19 protein-coding genes are annotated in these 21384 nt (G+C 75.0%); 11 read left to right on the top strand and 8 right to left on the bottom strand.

The features are described from left to right. The first annotated feature begins 3 nt into the window (after window positions 1–3). The 7 genes from GA0070614_RS11450 (at window position 4) to GA0070614_RS11420 (ending at window position 10374) form a co-directional block, all read left to right on the top strand. On the top strand, window positions 4–549 hold the full coding sequence (locus tag GA0070614_RS11450) for an LOG family protein (RefSeq protein WP_088975936.1): 546 nt from the start codon (window positions 4–6) through the stop codon (window positions 547–549). 147 nt (window positions 550–696) lie between these two features. Next, on the top strand, window positions 697–4356 hold the full coding sequence (locus GA0070614_RS11445) for an ATP-dependent helicase (protein ID WP_088979385.1): 3660 nt from the start codon (window positions 697–699) through the stop codon (window positions 4354–4356). After that, window positions 4353–4538: a hypothetical protein gene (locus tag GA0070614_RS11440; RefSeq protein ID WP_157744981.1), complete on the top strand. Its 186-nt coding sequence runs from the start codon at window positions 4353–4355 to the stop codon at window positions 4536–4538. Before GA0070614_RS11445 ends, GA0070614_RS11440 begins: the two co-directional genes overlap by 4 nt. Continuing rightward, window positions 4535–8035, top strand: coding sequence for an ATP-dependent helicase (locus GA0070614_RS11435; RefSeq protein WP_088975934.1), 3501 nt, complete (start codon window positions 4535–4537; stop codon window positions 8033–8035). Before GA0070614_RS11440 ends, GA0070614_RS11435 begins: the two co-directional genes overlap by 4 nt. Window positions 8036–8239: 204 nt before the next feature. Then, window positions 8240–8443 (top strand): transcription antiterminator/RNA stability regulator CspE, encoded by a 204-nt coding sequence (cspE, locus tag GA0070614_RS11430; protein ID WP_007464836.1) that lies wholly within the window; start codon window positions 8240–8242, stop codon window positions 8441–8443. Window positions 8444–8661: 218 nt separating this feature from the next. Then, the gene (locus GA0070614_RS11425; RefSeq protein ID WP_088975933.1) at window positions 8662–9963 is read left to right on the top strand and encodes a DEAD/DEAH box helicase; all 1302 of its coding nucleotides are present in this window, start codon (window positions 8662–8664) and stop codon (window positions 9961–9963) included. Window positions 9964–10173: 210 nt separating this feature from the next. Then, a complete protein-coding gene (locus tag GA0070614_RS11420; protein ID WP_088975932.1) occupies window positions 10174–10374 on the top strand; it encodes a hypothetical protein in 201 nt (66 codons plus the stop codon). Between the two features lie 95 nt (window positions 10375–10469). Here GA0070614_RS11420 and GA0070614_RS11415 read toward each other — a convergent pair whose 3' ends face one another. Genes GA0070614_RS11415 through GA0070614_RS11400 form a run of 4 tightly spaced genes read right to left on the bottom strand, consistent with a single transcriptional unit; the run spans window position 10470 to window position 13629 of the window. Continuing rightward, window positions 10470–10925 carry an RrF2 family transcriptional regulator gene (locus tag GA0070614_RS11415; RefSeq protein ID WP_088975931.1) on the bottom strand — a complete coding sequence of 152 codons (456 nt, stop codon included), beginning with the start codon at window positions 10923–10925 and terminating at the stop codon, window positions 10470–10472. 1 nt (window position 10926) lies between these two features. Further along, the gene (locus tag GA0070614_RS11410; protein ID WP_088975930.1) at window positions 10927–11802 is read right to left on the bottom strand and encodes an ABC transporter permease; all 876 of its coding nucleotides are present in this window, start codon (window positions 11800–11802) and stop codon (window positions 10927–10929) included. Continuing rightward, window positions 11792–12571: an ABC transporter ATP-binding protein gene (locus tag GA0070614_RS11405; RefSeq protein WP_088975929.1), complete on the bottom strand. Its 780-nt coding sequence runs from the start codon at window positions 12569–12571 to the stop codon at window positions 11792–11794. Before GA0070614_RS11405 ends, GA0070614_RS11410 begins: the two co-directional genes overlap by 11 nt. Further along, window positions 12568–13629 carry an ABC transporter substrate-binding protein gene (locus GA0070614_RS11400; RefSeq protein WP_088975928.1) on the bottom strand — a complete coding sequence of 354 codons (1062 nt, stop codon included), beginning with the start codon at window positions 13627–13629 and terminating at the stop codon, window positions 12568–12570. The genes GA0070614_RS11405 and GA0070614_RS11400 overlap by 4 nt, the downstream gene beginning before the upstream one ends. A gap of 284 nt (window positions 13630–13913) precedes the next feature. Between GA0070614_RS11400 and GA0070614_RS11395 the strand changes: the two genes are divergently transcribed. From GA0070614_RS11395 to nudC, 3 genes are read left to right on the top strand one after another with little or no spacing between them, the layout of a single operon-like run. Then, window positions 13914–15224, top strand: coding sequence for a M16 family metallopeptidase (locus GA0070614_RS11395; protein ID WP_088975927.1), 1311 nt, complete (start codon window positions 13914–13916; stop codon window positions 15222–15224). Beyond that, window positions 15221–16558 (top strand): M16 family metallopeptidase, encoded by a 1338-nt coding sequence (locus GA0070614_RS11390; protein ID WP_088975926.1) that lies wholly within the window; start codon window positions 15221–15223, stop codon window positions 16556–16558. The genes GA0070614_RS11395 and GA0070614_RS11390 overlap by 4 nt, the downstream gene beginning before the upstream one ends. Then, window positions 16555–17502 carry an NAD(+) diphosphatase gene (gene nudC / locus GA0070614_RS11385; protein WP_088975925.1) on the top strand — a complete coding sequence of 316 codons (948 nt, stop codon included), beginning with the start codon at window positions 16555–16557 and terminating at the stop codon, window positions 17500–17502. Before GA0070614_RS11390 ends, nudC begins: the two co-directional genes overlap by 4 nt. Before the next feature lie 232 nt (window positions 17503–17734). Here the strand turns inward: nudC and GA0070614_RS11380 are convergent, their stop codons facing one another. The 3 genes from GA0070614_RS11380 to GA0070614_RS11370 all read right to left on the bottom strand — a co-directional run bounded on the left by GA0070614_RS11380 (window position 17735) and on the right by GA0070614_RS11370 (window position 19509). Next, window positions 17735–18010, bottom strand: coding sequence for a hypothetical protein (locus tag GA0070614_RS11380; protein WP_088975924.1), 276 nt, complete (start codon window positions 18008–18010; stop codon window positions 17735–17737). Window positions 18011–18227: 217 nt separating this feature from the next. After that, entirely contained in the window at window positions 18228–18455 is a 228-nt protein-coding gene (locus GA0070614_RS11375; protein WP_088975923.1) for a DUF397 domain-containing protein, read from the bottom strand. Window positions 18456–18531: 76 nt separating this feature from the next. Beyond that, window positions 18532–19509: a helix-turn-helix domain-containing protein gene (locus GA0070614_RS11370; RefSeq protein WP_088975922.1), complete on the bottom strand. Its 978-nt coding sequence runs from the start codon at window positions 19507–19509 to the stop codon at window positions 18532–18534. A 230-nt stretch (window positions 19510–19739) separates the two neighbouring features. On the opposite strand from GA0070614_RS11370, the gene GA0070614_RS11365 reads away from it, so the two are divergent. Then, window positions 19740–21047, top strand: a complete 1308-nt coding sequence (locus GA0070614_RS11365; protein ID WP_088975921.1) for an MFS transporter — start codon at window positions 19740–19742, stop codon at window positions 21045–21047. Between the two features lie 44 nt (window positions 21048–21091). Here GA0070614_RS11365 and GA0070614_RS11360 read toward each other — a convergent pair whose 3' ends face one another. After that, window positions 21092–21334: a mycoredoxin gene (locus GA0070614_RS11360; RefSeq protein WP_088975920.1), complete on the bottom strand. Its 243-nt coding sequence runs from the start codon at window positions 21332–21334 to the stop codon at window positions 21092–21094. Between the last annotated feature and the right edge of the window lie 50 nt (window positions 21335–21384).

Raw genomic sequence — 21384 nt, 5'->3', positions numbered from 1 at the left:
CGGGTGGCCGCGATCTGCGTGTTCTGCGCGTCCTCCCGTACCCTCGACCAACGCTGGCTGGACCTCGCGGCCGAGACGGGCGCGCAGCTCGCCCGGCGCGGACACACGCTGGTCAGCGGTGGCGGCTGCGTCGGGATGATGGGCGCGCTGGCCGACGGCGCACGGGCGGCCGGCGGCCGGACCGTCGGGGTGATCCCGCAGTCCCTGGTCGACCTGGAGGTCGCCGACCTGGCCTCGGACGAGTTGCTGGTCACCGAGAGCATGGCCGACCGCAAGACCCTGATGATCGAGAAGTCGGACGCGTTCCTCACCCTGCCGGGCGGGCTCGGCACGCTGGACGAGCTCTTCGAGGTGTGGACCACCGCCACCCTGGCGCTGCACGCCAAGCCGATGGTGCTGGTCGACACCGACGGCTTCTACCGTCCGCTGCTCGACTGGCTGGCCGCGCTGGCCGACCAGACCTTCCTCAAGCCGGCCGGCCTCGACCTGCTCGCGGTCGCCCGGTCGGTCCCCGAGGCCCTCGACGCCATCGAGTCCCGGCTGACCTGACCGGACCCGCCGGCAGTGCCGGACCGAGGGCGGCGCGGAGCCACTGCGTTGCGTGGTCGGCCGGACCTGCCGACCCGGCCCGGTGCCCGGCCCGAACGGCGGGGTGGGGTGCGCCGGGGTGTCGTACCGGCGTGGTGGGATGTGGGGGTGCAGGGGTACCGGCTGGTGCGCCGGCCTGCCGGACCGGTCCCGGGTGACGGGCGGTCCGCCGCGACGGTTCGGGGGGACCGTCGGCCGGGCGGGCCGACCGAGGGGCCCGGTCGGGCCGGCGCGGGCGTCGAGGGGGAGCCGCGGTCCGGGGGGTCGGCGGGCGATGCCGCGCACCCGACGGGCCCGTCACCGGACCTGTCGGGACGGCTGACCGATCCGCTGCAGGCCGAGGTCGTCGCGCACACCGACGGGCCGATGCTGGTCGTCGGCGGTCCGGGCACCGGCAAGTCCCGCACCCTGGTCGAGGCGGTCGCCGCCCGGGTGGCCGAGGGCGTCGACCCGGAGCGGGTGCTGGTGCTCACCTTCGCCCGCCGGCAGGCCACCGACCTGCGGCAGCGCATCGAGGCGCGGATCGCCGCAGACGGGCACCGGGTGCTGCGCGAGCCACTGGTGCGCACCTTCCCGGCGTACGCGTTCGGCCTGCTCCGCCGGGCCGCCGCCGAGCGCGGCGAGCCGTCGCCCCGGCTGCTCACCGGCCCCGAGCAGGATCTGATCATCCGGGAACTGCTCGACGTGGTCGGCGAGGAGCCCGGCGACGACCCCGTCGGCTGGCCGGAGGACCTGCGCCCCGCGTTGCGTACCCGGGCCTTCGCCGGCCAGCTGCGCGATCTGCTGATGCGCGCCGCCGAGCGCGGGGTCGGCCCGGTCGAGCTGGCCCGGCTGGGGGAGAAGCTGGGCCGCGCCGACTGGCCGGCCGCCGCGCGCTTCCTCCGGGAGTACGTCGCCGTCCTCGCGCTGCGCGACGTCAGCAACCGGGGCTCGGTCGCCTACGACCCGGCCGAGCTGGTCCGCGCCGCCACCGGCATGCTGCTCGACGATCCCGAGCTGCTGGACGCCGAACGCCGCCGGCTGGCCCACGTCTACGTCGACGAGCTGGCCGACACCGACCCCGCCCAGCAGGAGTTGCTCGCCGTCATCGCCGGCAGCGGCAAGTCCCTGGTCGCCTTCGCCGACCCCGACTCCTCGACGTACGCCTTCCGGGGCGCCGATCCGGCCGTGGTGAGCGGCTTCCCGCACCGGTTCCGCACCGCCTCCGGCGCGCCGGCGGCACAGGTCACGCTGACCACGTCGTACCGGGCCGGTGCGGTGCTGCTCGGGGCGGCCGGGCGGCTGGCCCGGCGGCTGCGCGGCCCGTCGGCGCACCGGCGGCTGCGCCCGCTGCCCGACGCCCCGCCCGGCGCCGTCGAGGTACGCACCTTCCGCTCCGCCACCAGCGAGGCGGCCTGGCTGGCGCACGCGCTGCGCTCCGCGCACCTGCTCGACGGCGTGCCCTGGTCGCGGATGGCGGTGCTGGTCCGCTCCACCCACCTGCACCTGCCCTCGCTGCGCCGCGCCCTGCACACCGCCGGGGTGCCGACCGTGGTGCACGGCGAGGACCTGCCGCTGCACCTGCAACCGGCGGTCGCCCCGCTGCTGCTCCTGCTGCGCTGCGCGTTGGAGCCCGACCGGCTGGACGAGGAGGCGGCGATCGCCCTGCTGCACTCCCCGCTGGGCGGGGCCGACCCGCTGGCCGAGCGGCGGCTGCGCCAGGGGCTGCGTGCCCTCGCCCTGGCCGGGGGCGACCGCCGCCCCTCCGGCGAGCTGATCGTCGAGGCGCTGCGCGACCCGGCCGAGCTGGCCGGCATCGACCGGCGCTGGGTCGAGCCCGCCCGTACGGTGGCCGAGCTGCTCGCCACCGCCCGCCGGGCGGCGGCCACCCCGGGCGCCACCGCCGAGGACGTGCTCTGGGCCGTGTGGCAGGCCAGCGGGCTGGCCGAACGCTGGGCCGGCGCGATCAACCGGGGCCGGGCCGCCACCGGCGAGCACGAGACCGCGCAACGCTGGCGGGCCGAGGCCGCCGACCGCGACCTGGACGCCGTGCTGGTGCTCTTCGACGCGGCGGCCCGGTTCACCGACCGGCTCCCCGGCGCGCGGACCGAGGTCTTCCTCGACCACGTGCTCGGCCAGGACCTGCCCGCCGACACCCTGGCCGCCAGCGCCGACCGCGGCGAGGCGGTCCGGCTGCTCACCGCGCACGCGGCGAAGGGCCTGGAGTGGGACCTCGTCGCGGTGGCCGGGGTGCAGGAGGGTGTCTGGCCCGACCTGCGGTTGCGGGGCAGCCTGCTCGGCTCCGAGCGGCTGGTCGACGTGCTCGCCGGCAGGGCCGACGGCGCGGGCGTGCGGGCCAGCCTGGTCGGCCAGACCTCCGCCCTGCTCGACGAGGAGCGGCGGCTGTTCCACGTCGCGGTCACCCGGGCCCGGCGGCGGCTGCTGGTCACCGCCGTCGCCTCGGCGGCGGTCGGCGGCGACGACCACGAGGAGCAGCCCAGCCGCTTCCTGCACGAACTGGGCGTCGGCGAACCGCCGGCCCCCGCCGACCCCGGCACTCCGCCGCCCCCAGCCCGCCCCGACCCCGCCCCCACCGGCCCCGCACCCGTCGGCGGCCCAGCGACCCCACCAGCCCCCGCGCGGACCACTCCCGCCCCCGCCGGCGGCCCGGCGGCACGACCCGACGAAGGATCTTGGTACGAACCGGCCCCTGGAGGGGCCGTTTCCCACCAAGATCCGGCGGACCCGGCGGACGACGAGCAGCCCCGGGAGCTGCCCGTCGGGCGACCGCCCCGGGCGCTGACCCTGTCGGCGCTGGTGGCGGAGCTGCGTACCGCCGTCACCGACCCGGCGGTCCCGGTCACCCGGCGGCGCGCGGCGGCGGCCGAGCTGGCCCGGCTCGCCGCCGCCGGCATCCCCGGGGCGCACCCCGACGACTGGTGGGGGTTGCGCGGCCTCTCCGACGACCGGCCGCTGGTCGACGAGGGTGAGCCGGTCCGGGTCACCCCGTCGGCGATGGAGAGCGCCCTGCGGTGCAGCCTGCGCTGGCTGCTGGAGCGGCACGGCGGCAGCGGCCCGGCCGACGCCGCGCAGGGCGTGGGCAACCTGGTGCACGCCGCCGCGATGCTCGCCGAGGACGCCAGCGCCGACCGCACCGCCCTGCTGGAGTACGTGGCCGCCCGGTTCGACGCGATCGAGATGGCCGCCCGCTGGATGGTCGGCCCGGAGCGGGAACGCGCCGAGGCCATGGTGGACAAGCTGCTGCGCTGGCTGGCGGGCAACCCGCGCCGGCTGCTCGCCATCGAGCACGAGTTCGCGGTGCGGCTCGACGACCCGAGCCGCCCGGTCGAGCTGACCGGCCGGGTGGACCGGCTGGAGGTGGACGCCGAGGGCCGGCTCGTGGTGATCGACCTGAAGACCGGCAAGTCCACCGCCGTGACCGAACGGGAGGTGGCCGAGCACCCGCAGCTCGGGGCGTACCAGGCGGCGGTCGAGGCGGGCGCGTTCGCCGAGTTCGGCGACGAGGCGGGCGGCGCGGCGCTGGTGCAGCTCGGCACCGGGGCGAAGGAGGCGAAGGAGCAGACCCAGGCCGCCGCCGGGCAGGGCCCCGAGGCCGGCTGGGCCACCGCCCTGGTCCGGCGCACCGCCGATACGATGGCCGCCGCCACCTTCGCCGCGGTCGCCAACTCGAAGTGCCGGGTCTGCCCGGTGCGGACCAGCTGCCCGGTCTCCGGCCAGGGCCGGCAGGTCGTCGAGCCGCCGACCGTCCGTCCCCCGGAGCTGCCGTGAGCGTGAGCACCGCGCCGCCCGTCGCCGACGGTCGCCGCACCCTGGGCGCGAACCGGCAGCCGCCCGTACGGGCGGTCCGGGCCGACGGCCGGCGGCGCGTCCCCGTCGTCGGGGGTCGGGTCGGCGGGGACGCCGGGATGGCGGCCGTGGTCGCGCGGCCGTCGACGAGGACGGCACCGTGACCCAGCCGGCCCTCTTCGGCACCGCCGCCCCGGCGCCCCGCACCCCCGACTCCGGGCCCCGCTACACCCCGGTCGAGCTGGCCCGGCTGCTGCGGCTGCCGGCGCCGACCCGGGAACAGGCGGCGATCATCGCCGCCCCGGTGGAGCCGCTGCTGGTGGTGGCCGGCGCGGGCTCGGGCAAGACCGAGACGATGGCGGCCCGGGTGGTCTGGCTGGTCGCCAACTCGTACGTCCGGCCGGAGCAGATCCTCGGGCTCACCTTCACCCGCAAGGCGGCCGGCGAGCTGGCGCACCGGGTGCGTACCCGGCTCGACCAGCTGGTGCGGCGGCTGGGCCGGCGCGGGCGCGATCCGCTGGACGACCCGCTCGCCGGCGAGCCCACCGTCTCCACCTACCACTCGTACGCCGGCCGGATCGTCACCGAGCACGGGCTGCGCGCCGGCTACGAGCCGACCACCCGGCTGCTCACCGAGGCGTCCCGCTGGCAGCTGGTGGACCTGCTGGTGCGCAACTACGACGGCGACATGACCGAGGTCGACCGGATGCCCAGCACCATCACCGACGCGGTGCTGGCGCTCGCCGGCGAGCTGGACGAGCACCTGGTCGACCCGGACGACCTGGCCGCCTGGACGGGTCGCTTCTTCGCCGACGTGCAGTCCCGTCCCGGCCGGGTCTACGCCGACGTGCGCAAGGCGTTGCAGCTCCAGCGGACCCGGCTCAAGCTGCTGCCGCTGGTGCGCGCGTACGCCCGGCGCAAGGACGACTTCGAGGCGATGGACTTCGCCGACCAGCTCGCCCGGGCCGCCCGGGTGGCCCGGGAGCATCCCGGCGTCGGCGTCATCGAGCGGGAGCGGTTCCGGGTGGTGCTGCTCGACGAGTACCAGGACACCAGCCACGCCCAGGTGGTGCTCCTCAACGCGCTCTTCGGCGGCGGGCACCCGGTCACCGCGGTCGGCGACCCCTGCCAGTCCATCTACGGCTGGCGCGGGGCCAGCGCCGGCACCCTGGAGCGCTTCCCGACCGAGTTCGCCCGCGCCGACGGCACCCCGGCCGAGGTGCTCGGCCTCACCACGAGCTGGCGCAACCGGCCGGAGATCCTCGGCGTGGCCAACGCGCTCTCCGTCCCGCTGCGCGCCGCCGGCGCCCGGGTGCCGGAGCTGCGCGCGGCGTTGAGCGTCAAGGACCCGATCCCGCACCGCAGCCCGCGCGGGCACGCCGCCGGCACCGTGCACTGCGCGCTGCTGCACACGTACGCCGACGAGGCGGACTGGATCGCCGACAGCGTGCTGGCCGCCTGGCGGGGCGCGGCCGGCATGCCCGACGCGCTGCCCGAGCACATCCCGGTGCCGCGCCGCCCCACCACGGCGGTGCTGGTCCGGCTGCGCAGCCAGATCCCGGCGATCGAGGCGGCGCTGCGCGCCCGGGGGCTGCCCGTCGAGGTGGTCGGCCTGGGTGGCCTGCTCGACACCCCCGAGGTCCGCGACGTGGTCTGCACCCTGCGGGTGCTGGCCGATCCGACCGACGGCGCGGCGCTGCTGCGGCTGCTCACCGGGGCGCGCTGGCGGATCGGTCCGCGGGACCTGGTGGCGCTGCACCGGCGGGCCCGGGCCATCGCGCGGGCGCGGCGGGAGCTGACCGGCGACGACGGGCCGGAGATCGTGGTGGACGCGCTGGACGAGGCGACCCTGGTCGAGGCCCTGGCCGACCTGGGGCCGGCGCAGGCGTACTCGGCGGAGGGCTACGCGCGGCTGCGCTCGTACGCGATGGAGTTGGCCCTGCTGCGCTACCGGCTGGACCAGACGCTGCCCGAGCTGATCGCGGACATCGAACGGACCATCGGCCTGGACGTGGAGGTGGCCGTGCGGGCCGGCCGGGACGGCGCCGGCGACGCCGGCCTGGCCCGGGGCCACCTGGACGCCCTCGGCGACGTCGCGGCCCGGTTCAGCGGGGAGACCCCGGGGGCGACCCTCGCCGGTTTCCTGGCCTACCTCGCCGCCGCCGAGGACGAGGAGCGTGGCCTGGCCCCCGGCGAGGTGGAGGTGGTGGAGGGCGCGGTGCAGGTGCTCACCGCGCACGCCGCCAAGGGCCTGGAGTGGGACGTGGTGTCGGTCGCCGGGCTGACCCGGGGCGTCTGGCCGGGGCCGGTGCGCAACTCCGACCACTGGCTGGGCGGGCTCGGGGTGCTGCCGTTCCCGCTGCGCGGCGACGCCGACGGGCTGCCGGAGCTGGGCCTGGCCGACGTCGAGGACCAGCGCGGGGTGGCCCGGGCGCTGGCCGACTTCACCGACGCCTGGCGGGCGCACGACGAGCGCGAGGAGCGCCGGCTGACGTACGTGGCGGTGACCCGCCCGCGCCGGCTGCTGCTCTGCTCCGGGTACTGGTGGGGGGAGGGGACCAAGCGGTTCCGTGGCCCGTCGGTCTTCCTGCGCGAGGTGCACGACGCCTGCCTGGACGGCGCGGACGGGCACCTGGTCGACGTGTGGACGCCGGAGCCGGCCGGCGACGCGGCCAACCCGACCGCGGAGACGGTGCTGCGGGCCGAGTGGCCGGCCGACCCGCTCGGCGCGCGCCGGCCCGCGCTGGCGGAGGCCGCCGCGCTGGTGCGCCGCTTCCTCGCCGACCCGGACGCGGCCCGCCGCGAGTTCCGCACCGACGGCGCGTCCGCCCCGACCGGGACCGCCGTGACCGACGGGCCGGCCGGTTCCGGCCCGTCCGGCTCCGACGTGACCGGGAGCGGTACGGCCCCCGCCGGCGCTGCCATCGACCCGGCCGCCGACGACCCGGAGGTGGCCCGCTGGCGGCAGGAGGCGGACCTGCTCCTCGCCGAGCGGGCCGAACTGCTGCGGCAGGCCGAGGCGGTCGAGGTGGCGCTGCCCGGGCACCTGTCGGTGACCCAGCTCGTGGCGCTGCGCCGCGACCCGGAGGCGCTGGCCCGTACGCTGCGCCGGCCGATGCCCAGCGCGCCCAACCCGTACGCCCGCCGGGGCACCGCCTTCCACACCTGGCTGGAGCAGCGCTTCGGCGCGGACCGGCTGCTCGACGTGGACGAGCTGCCGGGCGCGGCCGACGCGGACGCCGCCGGGGACGACGCGCTGACCGAGTTGCAGGAGCGCTTCCTGGCCAGCGAGTGGGCCGACCGGGTGCCGGTCGAGGTGGAGGTGCCGTTCGCCACGGTGATCGCCGGCGTGGTCGTCCGGGGCCGGATGGACGCCGTCTTCGCCCGCCCCGGCGGCCGGTACGACGTGGTCGACTGGAAGACCGGCCGGCAGCCGGCCGGGCGGGAGGCCGAGGTGGCGGCGGTGCAGCTGGCCGTGTACCGGCTGGCCTGGGCGGAGCTGGCCGGGGTGCCGGTCGAGCGGGTCGGGGCCGCGTTCCACTACGTCCGGGAGGGCGTCACCGTGCGTCCGGCCGACCTGCTCGACGCCGACGGGCTCACCGCGCTGGTCGCCGGAGTACCGGAAATCCCGGCGGGGGGTGGCATCGGCCCGAATCCGTGATACGTTGATCCCGTTGCAGTTTTGGTTTCCAGAGACTCTGTGTGCGCCTGGCGGATTGTGGCCCCAGGCGCTCTTTGTTGTGTCCGGAGTTCTCCGGGCGGGGCGACCAGCAGCGACAGGCATTTCGCGCAAACGTGCGCGGCGTGCTCCTCTTCGGCCCGCAACAGGTGCGGGTCCGAACGTTCCGTCAAGGAGACGAAACACATGGCTATTGGCACCGTCAAGTGGTTCAACGCTGACAAGGGCTTCGGCTTCATCACCCCGGACGGCGGCGGCGCGGACGTCTTCGCCCACTTCTCGGCGATCCAGTCCTCCGGCTACCGCAGCCTGGACGAGAACCAGCGGGTCGAGTTCGAGGTGACCCAGGGCCAGAAGGGCCCGCAGGCGGAGAACATCCGCCCGCTCTGATCCTCGGATCGACCGGTAACACCCATCGCGCCCCCCGGGCGTGGTGACGGGCCGGTCCGCCGCGCCGCCCATCCGCTCCGGCGGGGGGCGCGCTGCGGCGGACCGCCCGTACCCTTTCGGTTCGTGCTTGTGAGTCGCGGCGCACTTTTCCGCCTGCGACAGCGCCGCATTCCCGGCGCCCTCCCTCGACACGTGCCGCGTCGAGGAAGGCATTGCGCATGACCATGACCATTCCCACCTTCGCCGCCACCGGCCTCGCGCCCGCGCTCGTCGCCGAACTGGCCGCGCAGGGCATCACCGAGCCGTTCCCGATCCAGGCGGCCTCCCTGCCGGACTCGCTCGCCGGCCGTGACCTGCTCGGTCGGGGCCGTACCGGCTCCGGCAAGACCCTCGCCTTCGGGTTGCCCGTGCTGCACCGCACCGCCGGCCGCCGGGCCCGCCCCGGCCGCCCGCTGGCGCTGGTGCTGGTGCCGACCCGCGAGCTGGCCCAGCAGGTCACCACCGCGCTCACCCCGTACGCCCGGGTCCTCGGGCTGCGTTGCGCCACCGTCGTCGGCGGTCTGTCGCTGCAGCGGCAGGCCGACGCGCTGCGGGCCGGCGCGGAGGTGCTGGTGGCCACCCCGGGCCGGCTGCACGACTTGATCAACCGGGGCGACGCCCGCCTCGACCAGGTCGCCGTCACCGTGCTCGACGAGGCCGACCAGATGGCCGACATGGGCTTCCTGCCGCAGGTCACCAAGCTGCTGGAGCAGGTCGCCCCGAACGGCCAGCGGATGCTCTTCTCGGCCACCCTCGACGGTGGCGTGGACAAGCTGGTCCGCCGCTTCCTGACCGACCCGGTCACGCACTCGGTCGACCCGGGCACCGCGACGGTGACCGCGATGACCCACCACGTGCTGCACCTCGACGCGGCGGACAAGCCCGACGCGCTCGCCCGGATCGCCGCCCGCGAGGGCCGCACCATCCTGTTCATGGCGACCAAGCACCGCGCCGACCGGGTGGCCCGCCAGTTGCTCGCCAAGGGGGTACGCGCCGCGGCCCTGCACGGGGGCAAGTCGCAGCCGCAGCGCACCCGGATCCTGGAGCAGTTCCGTACCGGTCAGGTGACCGCCCTGGTCGCCACCGACGTGGCGGCCCGGGGCATCCACGTGGACGGACTCGACCTCGTGGTCAACGTCGACCCGCCGACCGAGGCGAAGGACTACCTGCACCGGGGCGGCCGTACCGCCCGGGCGGGGGAGTCGGGCGCGGTGGTCACGCTGGTCCTGCCCGAGCAGCGCCGGGACGTGTCCCGGCTGATGAGCGTGGCCGGCATCAAGCCGCACACCGCCCAGGTACGCCCCGGCGACGAGGCCCTGACCCGGGTGACCGGTGCGCGGGAGCCGTCCGGGGTGCCGGTGACCATCGCCGCGCCGCAGCCGGCCCCGGTCGCCCGCCCGCGCGCCACCGGCGGCGAGGCCGGCCGCGCCCACCGGACCTCCGGCCGCTCGCGCCGGCCGCGCCGCCCCCGCAGCGCCTGACCCCCCCGGGCCCGACCCCGACGAGGCGCCGGTCGACGCCGGTGCGGGACGGCGGGCGAGCAGGTCGCTGCGCAGGGTGATCATGTCGCCGACCGAGTCGGCAAACAGGCGTAAGTGCGTCCGATCGGCGACTGTTCCGGCCCCCACGGCTGGCCGAAGCTTGTCCCCGGGGGGATGAGCCGGCCGGGGGGCCGGCTCGGGAAGGGTGACATGGCGGTCGACGCCGACTCGGGGGCGGTGCGTGAGCTGATGGTGGTGCTCGCGGTGGCGGGCGCGGGACTGTTGCTCGCCATGGTCGCGGCGTTCGGACCCTGGCATCCGAGACCGGGCCGGGCAGCCCCGGCCGGTCTGGTCGAGCTGCACAGCCCGGGCGGCGCGACCGCGCCGACCGCCGAGCTGACGGCCGGCTGACCGGATTCGAGTGCCGGCCCGCGCTGATGGCTGCTTGACCGGGTCCGATCGCCGGTCGCTCGGTTGACGGGTGGCTGCCGGCCTCTGCGCGCCGGTCAGCCGGCGGCGCGGTGTCCGGGGCGGACCAGCAGGTCGGCCAGGGTGGTCCGGTCCACGACCACCGCGATCGCACCGTCCACCGCCAGCCAGACGTCCCGTAGCCCGGTCGCGACCCCGTGGTACCCGGCGTCCCCGGCGGGCAGGCCCCGGACGGTGGTCAGCGAGCCGCCGACCGCGCGCAGCACGTCCCCGACGCTGATCTCCGCTGCCGGGCGGGTGAGCGTGTACCCGCCCTCGGTGCCCCGGTGGCTGTGCAGCAGTCCGGCCCGGCGCAGGTCGAGCAGGATGCCCTGGAGGAAGCTCAACGGGATGCCCTGCGCCTCGGCCAGGCTCGCCGCCTTGATCAGTTCCCCACCGGACCCGGCGTGGGCCGGGGACCCGCCGTCGCCCCCTGCGGCGGCGACGGCGAGCATCGCGCGGAGCGCGTAGTCGGCGCGGGCGGAGACGTACACGTCACCGACCGGCCGGGTCCAGGACGCCCCAGCGGCACCGGATCGCCGTGTCGGCCGCGCCGAAGGCGGCGTCGACCACCAGACCGATGACCAGGATCACGATCATGGTGGAGAGCAGCCAGGGCGAGTCCGCCAGTTCCCGGGCGTAGGTGAGCTGCGCCCCCAGCGAGGTCTGCGAGATGCCGACCACCAGCAGTTCACCGGCCATCAGGCTGCGCCAGGAGAAGGCCCAGCCCTGCTTGAGTCCGGCGACGATCGCCGGCAGCGCGGCGGGCGCGATGACGTACCGGTAGAGGTGCAGCCCCCGGGCGCCGAGGTTGCGCCCGGCGCGCAGCAGCAGCGGCGGCACGTAGTCGACGCCGGCGATCACGCCGTTGGCGATGGACGGCGCGGCGCCGAGCACGACCACGAAGAAGATCGCCTTCTCGCTGAGTTCGAAGAGCAGGATCGCCAGTGGGAACCAGGCGATGGACGGCATGGTCTGCAACGCCGTGATCATCGAGCCGATCGCCGCGCGCAGCACCGTGGAGCGGGCGACCGCCAGGCCGACCAGCAGGCCCACGGCGACCGAGAAGACGTACCCGACGGCGGCCCGGCGCAGGGTGATCGCGATGCCCTCCCACAGTTGGGCGGTGCCGGCCTGCCGGAGGAGTTCCGCGCCGACCGTCAGCGGACCCGGCAGCGACCAGGGTGGCTTCCATCCACTCCAGACCACCAGCTGCCAGATCGCCACGGCCAGCGCCAGCGCGGCGAGTTTCGGCCAGGTGGCGGCCCACAGCCGGGCGCCCCGGGAGGTCTCCCGCTCGCGGCCGGCGATCTCCAACGCGTCCAGCCCGGAGATCTCGGCGTCGGCGCGGGTGCGGGTGTCAGCGGCCATGGCGGCCCACCTCCGTACGCAGCCGGTCGGTGACCTCGGACGCGACGGCGGCGACCTCGGGGGAGTCGATGCGCCGGGGCCGGGGCACGTGCACCGGAGTGGACCAGATGATCCGGCCGGGCCGGCTGCTGAGCAGGATGATCCGGTCGGCGAGCCGGGCGGCCTCCCGGACGTTGTGGGTGACGAAGAGCACGGTGAGCTGCCGTTCGGCCCAGATCCGTTCCAGCTCGTCGTGGAGGATGTCCCGGGTCATCGCGTCCAGCGCGCCGAACGGCTCGTCCATCAGCAGCACCGGGGTGTCCAGGGCGAGGGTGCGGGCCAGCGCGACCCGCTGGCGCATGCCGCCGGAGAGCTCGTGCGGGCGGCGACGCCCGAAGTCGGCCAGGTGGACGGTGCGCAGCAGTTCCGCCACCCGCTCCCGGCGGGCGGCCCGGGGCAGCCCGCGCAGCTTCAGCGGCACCTCGACGTTGGCCTCGACGGTCAGCCAGGGGAACAGCGCCGGCTCCTGGAACATCAGCCCGGGGTCGGTGTCGGCGGCGACCTCGATGGTGCCGCCGTCGGCCCGGTCCAGCCCGGCCACCAGGTTGAGCAGGGTGCTCTTGCCGCAGCCGGAGGCGCCGACCAGGCAGACGAACTCGCCGGGGCGGACGTCGAGGCTGACTCCGTCCAGGGCGAGGACGGCGTTCGCCCCCCTGCCGTACACCTTGGTCACGCCGGAGAGCGCGACCGCGGTGGTCGCGCTGCCCGGCGTCGTCGTGGTCGCCGTCACGGCTGGACGACCTCGGTCCTGCCCTGCGCCTTGAGCACCTCGTTGAGGTACGTCAGGTCGTAGAGGCCGTCGAGGCTGACCGGCTGGGTCAGCTCCACCGCGACGGCGTGGTCCAGGCCGGCCTTCAGCGAGGACGCGATCGGGTCGTTGGTGAACTCCAGCGTCGGCCAGGCCTGCTCGATGAGCTCGAGGTCGAGCGGCTTGCCGGTGATCTCGCCGATGTGGGCCGAGATCGCCCGGTGCGACTCGTCCGGCCGGCTGTTGACGAACTCGTTCGCGGCGACCTGCCCCTCGACCAGCTTCTTCACCACGTCGGGGTGGGCCTTGAGGAACGTCGTGGAGACGATCAGGTTGGTGATCACGAACTTCCTGTCCGGCCAGAGGTCGCGCTCGTCGACGAGCACCTTGCCGCCGGCGTTGACCAGCCGGGAGACGAACGGCTCGGGCACCCACGCGCCGTCGATGGCGCCGCTGGTGAACGTCTCCACCGTCTGGGCGTTCTCCTGCGGGACGATCGTGACGTCGCCACCACCCTCCTTGGTGGTCCTGAGGCCCTTCTGCTCGAGCCAGTAGCGGACGGCCACGTCCTGGGTGTTGCCGAGCTGCGGGGTGGCGATCTTCCTGCCGCGCAGCTGTTCCACGGTGGTGATCTCCGGCTTGACCACGAGCGCCACCCCGCCGGAGGCGGCGCCGGAGATCACCCGGACCGCCTGGCCCTCGGACTTGGAGAAGGCGTTCACCGTCGGGTTCGGCCCGATGTACGTGGCGTCGAGCGCCCCGGAGAAGATCGCCTCGATGGCGGCCGGCCCGGCGTTGAAGGTCTTGGTCTCCAGTTCGACGTCGCTGCCCAGCTTCTCGGCGAAGATGCCCTTCTCCACGCCGACCACGGCGGGGGCGTGGGTGATGTTGGGGAAGTAGCCCAGGCGCAGGGTCACCGGCCCGGAGGCGCCGCCGGCGCTCTCGTCGTCGCCGCACGCCGCGGTCGTCCCCGCCGTCGCCACGCCGAGCACGGCGAGAGTGGCGAGGGAGACCAACCGACGGAAGGGGAGCCGTCTCATCGTCCATCCAATCCGCAGTATTCCTACTTGATAGGTAGGAACAGTGGGGCAGTGGCTGGCCCGCGTCAACACCCATCCACGATCCGGGACGGGCTGCCCCGGGAATGTCGGCAATTCCTACCTGTTCGATGGGGTGAGCGGCCACCGTTCGGCCCACCTGCGGGTCGTCCGGGCCGGGGTCGGCACGCCCGGCGACGGCGGCGCGTCGAGGGTCGGCGGGGCCGCGGGTCACCGCTGCGTCAGGTGCCCGGTGCCAAGGGTGCGGACACGCTAGGGTCGATCACGTGCCGACGCGGAGAGTGAAGATTCCAGCGACGAAGTACCCGGTCGAGCGGTTCCGCCTCGACAACGGCCTGCGGGTCGTCCTCACCCCCGACCGCAGCGCCCCGGTGATCGGGGTCGCGGTCGTCTACGACGTCGGCATCCGGTCCGAACCGGAGGGCCGCACCGGCTTCGCCCACCTCTTCGAGCACCTGATGTTCCAGGGCTCGGAGAACATGGAGAAGCTGGCCCACTTCCGGCACGTGCAGGGTGCCGGCGGCACCTTCAACGGCTCCACCCACCTGGACTACACCGACTACTACGAGACGCTGCCGAGCAACGCCCTGGAACGGGCGCTGTTCCTGGAGGCGGACCGGATGCGCGGCCCCCGGCTGACCGAGGAGAACCTGCGCAACCAGGTCGACGTGGTCAAGGAGGAGATCCGGGTCAACGTGCTCAACCGGCCGTACGGCGGGTTCCCCTGGCTGACCCTGCCACCGGTCATGTTCGACACCTTCCCCAACGCGCACGACGGGTACGGCTCCTTCGACGACCTGGAGTCGGCCACCGTCGCCGACGCCGCCGACTTCTTCCGCCGCTACTACGCCAGCGGCAACGCGGTGCTGGCGGTCAGCGGGGACATCGACGTGGCCGAGGCGACCACGCTGATCGAGCGGCACTTCGGCGACGTGCCGGCCCGGCCCGCCCCGCAGCGCCCCGACTTCACCGAGCCGGACCTGACCGTCGAGCGGCGGCACGCGTACACCGACCAGCTCGCCCCGCTGCCGGCGGTGGCCGGGGCCTGGCGGGTGCCCGACCCGATCGCCGACTTCGCCGGCTACCTGCCGTACGTGGTGCTGGCCGAGGTGCTCACCGACGGCGACGCGTCCCGGCTGGTGGAGCGGCTGGTCCAGCGGGACCGGACGGTGACCGGCGTCGGCGGGTACCTGGGCTTCATGGGCGACCCCTTCGACGTGCGGGACCCGACCGCGCTGCTGCTCCAGGCGCACCTGCCACCCGGTGGTGACGTGGACAAGGTGCTGCGGACCTTCGACGAGGAGCTGGACCGGCTCGCCACCGACGGGCTGACCGACGGCGAGCTGGCGCGGACCCAGGCCAGGATGGCCACCCACCTGCTGCGGGACACCGACGCGGTGCTCGGCCGGGCGCTGCGGATGGCGGTGCTGGAGCAGCAGCGCGGCGAGCCGGGCCTGCTCAACGAGCTGCCCCGGCTGGTCGGCGAGGTCACCGAGGACCAGGTGCGGGCCGCCGCCGCCACCCTGCGGCCGGAGCGCCGCGCCGCAGTCGAGGTCATCCCCGGAGGTGCCCGATGACCACCACGCTTCCCGCCGAGGCCCGCGCGCTGCCGGCGCTCGGCCCGACCCGCAAGCTCAAGCTGCCGAAGCAGGCCGAACGGCGGCTGGCCAACGGGCTCACCGTGATCGCGGTACGCCGTCCCGCCGTCCCCCTGGTCGAGCTGCGGCTCTGGATGCCGTTCGGCCGCACCCACCTGGCCCGCGGCGCGATGCTCTCGCAGACCGTCCTCTCCGGCACGCAGACCCACACCGCCACCCAGATCGCCGCCGAGCTGCAGAAGGTCGGCGGCGGGCTGTCGGCCGGCATCGACCCGGACCGGCTGATGCTCTCCGGGGCGGGCCTGGTCACCGGCCTGGACCGGATGCTGGAGATCCTCGCCGACGTGCTGACCGGGGCCACCTACCCGGCCGACTGGGTCGACACCGAACGGGACCGGCTGGTCGACCGGATCCAGGTGGCCCAGAGCCAGCCCGCGCACCTGGCCCGTACCGCCCTGCTCAAGCGGATCTACGGCCGGCACCCGTACGCGGTGCAGACGCCCGAGCCCGACCAGGTGCGGGCGGTGCGCCCGGCCGCCCTGCGCAAGCTGCACGCCGACCAGGTGCACCCGGCCGAGGCGGTGCTGGTGCTGGTCGGCGACGTGCAGCCGGAGCGCGCGCTGGACGCCGCCGAGCAGGCCCTGGCCGGCTGGAACGGCGACGCCCGGGCCGCCGAGCTGCCACCGACGCCGCCGCTGGAGCCGGGCCCGCTGCTGCTGGTCGACCGGCCCGGCTCGGTGCAGTCCTCGCTGCGCGTGGCGCTGCCGGCGGTGCCCCGCACCCACCCCGACCACGCCGCGCTGCAACTGGCCAACCTGCTCTTCGGCGGCTACTTCTCGTCCCGCTGGACGGAGAACATCCGGGAGGACAAGGGCTACACGTACGGGCCGCACTCCACCGTCGAGCACTCGGTCGCCGGGTCGGTGCTGGTGGCCGCCGCGGAGGTGGCCACCGAGGTGACCGGCCCGGCGCTGCTGGAGACGATGTACGAGCTGGGCCGGCTGGCCACTCTCCCGGCGAAGCCGGACGAGCTGGAGCAGGCCCGGCAGTACGCCCTCGGCACGCTCCAGCTCGGCATGTCCACCCAGGCCGGGCTCGCCTCGCTGACCAGCGCGTACGCGGGCAACGGGCTGCGCCTGGACTTCCTCGCCGAGCACGCCGCCCGGCTGGCGAAGGCGACCGTGGACGACGTCGCCGAGGCGGCCGCCCGCTACCTGGCGCCGGCGCACGCGGTCACCGTGGTGCTGGGCGACGCCGACCGGATCGAGAAGCAATTGGCGGTGTTGACCCCGGTACGGCGGGAGTCGGCGTGAGCGGCGAGCCGGCCCCACCACTGGCCCGCTCCACCCTCGACCGGGCGGCGCACCGGCGTACCGACCGGGAGTGGCTGGCGCAGGCGTGGCAGCGGTCCCGGGTGCTGGTGCTCGACTCGACCCAGGAGGGCCGGGCGCTGGTGCGTACCGACGCCAACCCGCCCGCGCTGGTGCTGCGGGAGCCGGCCGAGCTGGGGCCGACCGGAAAGGCGGTGCCGCTCTTCCTCGGGGTGGAGCCGGACGGCGTACCGGTCTTCGCGGTGGACGCGCCGCTGCCGGAGCTGCCGGCGACCCGCGCGGTCAGCCTGCGGGAGGTCGGCCACCTGCTCAGCGACCGGGACGCGGGGGTCTTCACCACCGCCCTGGCCCTGGTCAACTGGCACCTCGGGCACGGCTGGTCGCCCCGTACCGGGCACCGCACCGAGGTGGACGAGGGCGGCTGGTCCCGGGTGGACGCGCACGGCCACCGGGCCTGGCCGCGGACCGATCCGGCGATGATCGTCCTGGTGCACGACGGGGTGGACGGTCCGGACGGGCGGTGCCTGCTCGGCAACAACGTCACCTGGCCCCGTACGCCGGGTGAGCGGCGCTACTCCTGCCTGGCCGGTTACGTCGAGCCGGGGGAGTCGGCGGAGGCCGCCGTGCTGCGCGAGGTCCGCGAGGAGGTCGGGGTCGCGGTCGAGCGGATCGGGTACGCGGGCAGCCAGGCGTGGCCGTTCCCCGGCTCGCTGATGCTGGGTTTCCTGGCCGAGGCGGACCCGGCCGCGCCGGTCCGGGTCGATCCGGCCGAGATCGCGTACGCCCGGTGGTTCACCCGCCGGGAGATCGGGGCGGCGCTGGCCGGGCGGGCGGTGGACGTCGGTGGCGGTGACCGGATGGTCCTGCCGCCCCCGTCGTCGATCGCCCTCTTCCTCGTCCACCGCTGGCTCGACGGCCACTGCTGACCCCCCGCCCGCCCCGCCCCGCGCGGTTTGCGGCGTGTCGCGGTCTCCGGGCGACCTGACACCGCGACCCGCCGCAAACGGTGGTGGGACGGAGGACGGGGGGCGGACACGGTCCCGGCCCGGGACCGCCGTTGCCGCGACGGTCCCGGGCCGGGACTCGGGCCGTCGTGGCGGATGGGGCGAAGGAACGCGGCGGGGGAGCCGGTCCGACCACGACGGACGTCGGTGCGGATCAGGTGCCGGTGGCCTCCCAGCACTCCTGGCGGGTGAGGGCCGGCTCGTCGAGCGGCAGCACCTTGACCCGTTGCCGTCCGGAGCGGACCGCGCCGACCGTGGCGAGCGCCCGGGCCAGCAGCAGCGCGGCCTCCCGGTCCTCGGCGTGCACGATCTGGCGGCGGGACTCCGGCGCGGTCGTCTCGTCGCGGAGCACGCCGCCGCCGGCCCAGGCGGCGGCGATGTCGGTGTCGGCGGCGGTGCGGATGTCGGTTCGAACGATCAGGAAACGCATGGCTGTCTCCGGATGGACCGCGACGGACGGGTACCGAGTGGAACTTCCACGTCACTGAAACGTCATGTTACGCCTGCCGGCGATCCCAGCAAGTGAAACGCGACTATCGGTCCGGCGCGTCGTCCGATCATCCGATGCCTGGTCAGGGCGGTCGTGGGTACGCGGACGACGAGGGGCCGCCGGCGTCACGCCGACGGCCCCTCACCCGCTCACCGGATCAGTTCAGATCGAACTGCCCGTTCTTCGCGCCGCTGATGAAGCCGAGCCAGCCGGCCCGGTTGAACAGCAGCACCGGCCCGCTCGGGTCCTTGCTGTCCCGCAGCGCGACGGCCGTCGCGCCCAGCGGGGCGACCTCGACACAGTTCGAGGTCTGGCTCCGGGTGCTCTTGCGCCAGGGGGCGTCGGCGAGCTGCCGGGCGACGACGGTGTTGCGGATCTCGTTCATGGTTCTGCTCCTGATCCTGGGACTGCTCCATGGGGACGAGTGGTGTCGCCCGGCCCCGGCGGAGGTCCGGTGTGGATCACCGCTCCGTCAGGCGCCCGGTGGGTCGGCGGCGCTGGGCCGGCGCCGCTGCCGACCCGTGGGCCGCCGTGGACGGGGCTGCCGTGTCGGTCAGCCGTCCCGTCGCCTCGAAGAGCCAGGAGAGGGTGTCCGATGCGGAGAGCGCCGCCGAGCATAGCCACTCGAAGGCCACTTTATAGCGATTTACAGTATTTGCGTCATGCGACATGACGTCGATGAAGCCACCTTCGATCGCCAGCGTCTCCGGGTCCTGCGGATCGGCGAACCGGTAGAGCGAGAAGGCGGTCGGCGGCAGGTAGAACTCGCCGATCACCGTGGTGCGTTGCAGCAGGTGCAGGGTGACGTTGGGCAGCATCGCCAGCTCGCAGAGCTTGGCGAGCTGCTCCCGGCGCACCTCGGCCGGGCCGGCCCGCTCGCCGAGCGCCGCCTCCTCCAGCACGGCGGTGTAGCGGGGGCCGTCGGAGCGGTCCAGCAGCGACTGCCGGGCCAGCCGGGCGCGTACCTCGGTCTCCGGGTCCTCGCCGGCCTCCGGGTCGCCGGCCGCGGCGGCGGCCAGGTCGGCCGAGACGATCCGCAGCCGGGCGTAGCCCGCCGTCTGGAGCAGCCCCGGCACCAGCACCGGGTTGTACTCCCGGATCTCCGCGCAGCCGGCCTCGATCTCCGCCCAGCCGAGCTGCTGCTGGGTCATCACCGGGTACGACTTGCGCCAGCCGCGCATGTCGCCGGCCTCGTGGGCGATGGTGATCAGCTCCGCCCGCTGGTCCGGGTCCGCCCCGTAGAGCTCCAGCAGGACGGCCACGTCGTCCGGGTCGGGCCGGCTGCGCCCGTTCTCCAGTCGGGACAGCTTGGACGCCGACGCCCAGCCGATCCGATCGATCACCTGGTCGCCGGTGAGCCCCGCCGCCTCGCGCAGGCGGCGCAGTTCGGTGCCGAGCCTGCGTCGGCGCAGGATCGGGCTCGGTACGGCAGGAGGCACGGGTGTCCTCGATTCCGTAGACCGCCGCGGACGCGACGGTAACTGTATGAAATTCGCCCCCCACGGTCAGTATGGACGCGCGACCGCCGTCGGGGGTCCCCGACGAGGGCGTGTCACGAGACAAAAAGAGGACTGTGGAAAGTGCCAGCGGCCCGGACGACGATGACCGGACCGGCCACACCTCCTCCAGACCGCGCCCACCGGGCGCCACCCCCGCGGAGGGAACCCCCATGCGCACCGTCCTGCGCCGTCCCGACTTCCGACTGCTCTTCGGCGCGCTGCTGGCCAGCATGGCCGCCGAGTCCATCCTGCTGCTCGCGCTCGCCATCTGGGTCAAGGACCTGACCGGCTCGGACGGCCTGGCCGGGGCGACCATCTTCGCGATCATCGCGCCGATGACGATGGCGCCGCTGGTCGGCTGGGTCGTCGACCGGTACCGTCGCCGCCCGTTCTTCGTGGCCGCGAACCTCGGCACCGCCATGCTGCTCACCCCGCTCTTCGCCGTCCGGGACCGGGGCGACGTGTGGATCATCTACGTGGTGGCCGCCCTGTACGGGCTGTCCTACCTGACGCTCAGCGCGACCCTCAGCGGCCTGATCCGGCAACTGGTGCCCAGCGAACTGCTCGCCGAGGCGAACGGGGCGTTGCAGACCGTCCGGCAGGGGCTGCGGCTGGGCGGCCCGCTCGCCGGTGCGGCCCTGTACGCGGCGGTCGGCGGCTGGCTGCTGGCCACGCTGGCGATGGTCGGGTTCGTCAGCGCCGCCGCCGTGGTGGGGCTGCTGCGTACGCAGGAGGGCGAGCCGGCGGCGGCCACCCTGCGCTGGCCGGCGGAGCTGGGCGTGGGGCTGCGCCACCTGGCGGGCGAGCCGGCGTTGCGCCGGGCCCTGCTGGGCTACGGGCTGGGCTCGCTCGTGATGGGCTTCAGCGAGTCGCTGATCTTCGCGTACGTCGACCTGGGGCTGGGCCGCGACGCCGCGTTCGTGGGGGTGCTGGTCACCGTGCAGGGGGTCGGCGGGCTGGTCGGCGGCCTGCTCTCACCCGCCGTGGTGCGTCGGGTCGGCGAGGTGGGGGCGCTCGCCGCCGGAGTGACCTTCTTCGGTCCGGCCGCGCTGGCGCTGGCCTGGCCGGACCTGCGGCTGGGGGTGCTCGCGCTGCTGCTGGCCGGGGTGTCGCTGCCGCTGACCATGGTCGGGCTGAACACGCTCGTGCAGCGGCGCACCCCGCCGGGGCTGCTGGGCCGGGTGACCGCGGCGTCGGAGGCGCTGGTCAGCGGTCCGCAGGCGCTCTCGATCGGGGCCGGCGCGCTGCTCGTCGGCGTGTTCGACTACCGGGTGCTCTTCGTGGTCGTCGGGGTGATCACCACCGCCGCCGGGGCCTGGCTCTGGCGCGGTCGCCGCCTCTCCCCGCCCGCTCCCCTGCCACCCACCGCACCCACCCCGCCGCCCCCGTCCCCACTGCTCCCGTCCCCCCGCCGCTCCCCGGAGTCGCTCGTCGATCATGAAGTTATCGCCGCGACACGCCGAGAGAGCTGGCAATAACTTCATGATCGACGGGCGGGGGTGCGGGGGTGCGGGGGTGCGGGTCAGGTGGAGATGGTGGCGAGGTGCTGCTTGACCTGGGTGATCGAGGGGTTGGTCAGGGCGCTGCCGTCGGCGAAGCGCAGGGTCGGGACGGTCTGGTTGCCGCCGTTGACACTCATCACGAACTCGGCCGACTTCGGGTCCTTCTCGATGTCGATGACCTCGTACCCGATGCCCTCCCGGTCGAGCTGCGACTTGAGCCGGTGGCAGTAGCCGCACCACGAGGTGGAATACATCGTCAGCATGGTCAGGTCCTCCCAGGGTCGATCCGCCCGGCACCGATCAGGCCAGGCTA

Origin of the sequence: Micromonospora coxensis, assembly GCF_900090295.1 — a bacterium.
In the GTDB taxonomy this organism is placed as follows: Bacteria; Actinomycetota; Actinomycetes; order Mycobacteriales; family Micromonosporaceae; genus Micromonospora; species Micromonospora coxensis.
This window is presented reverse-complemented; position numbering and strand designations above follow the sequence as displayed.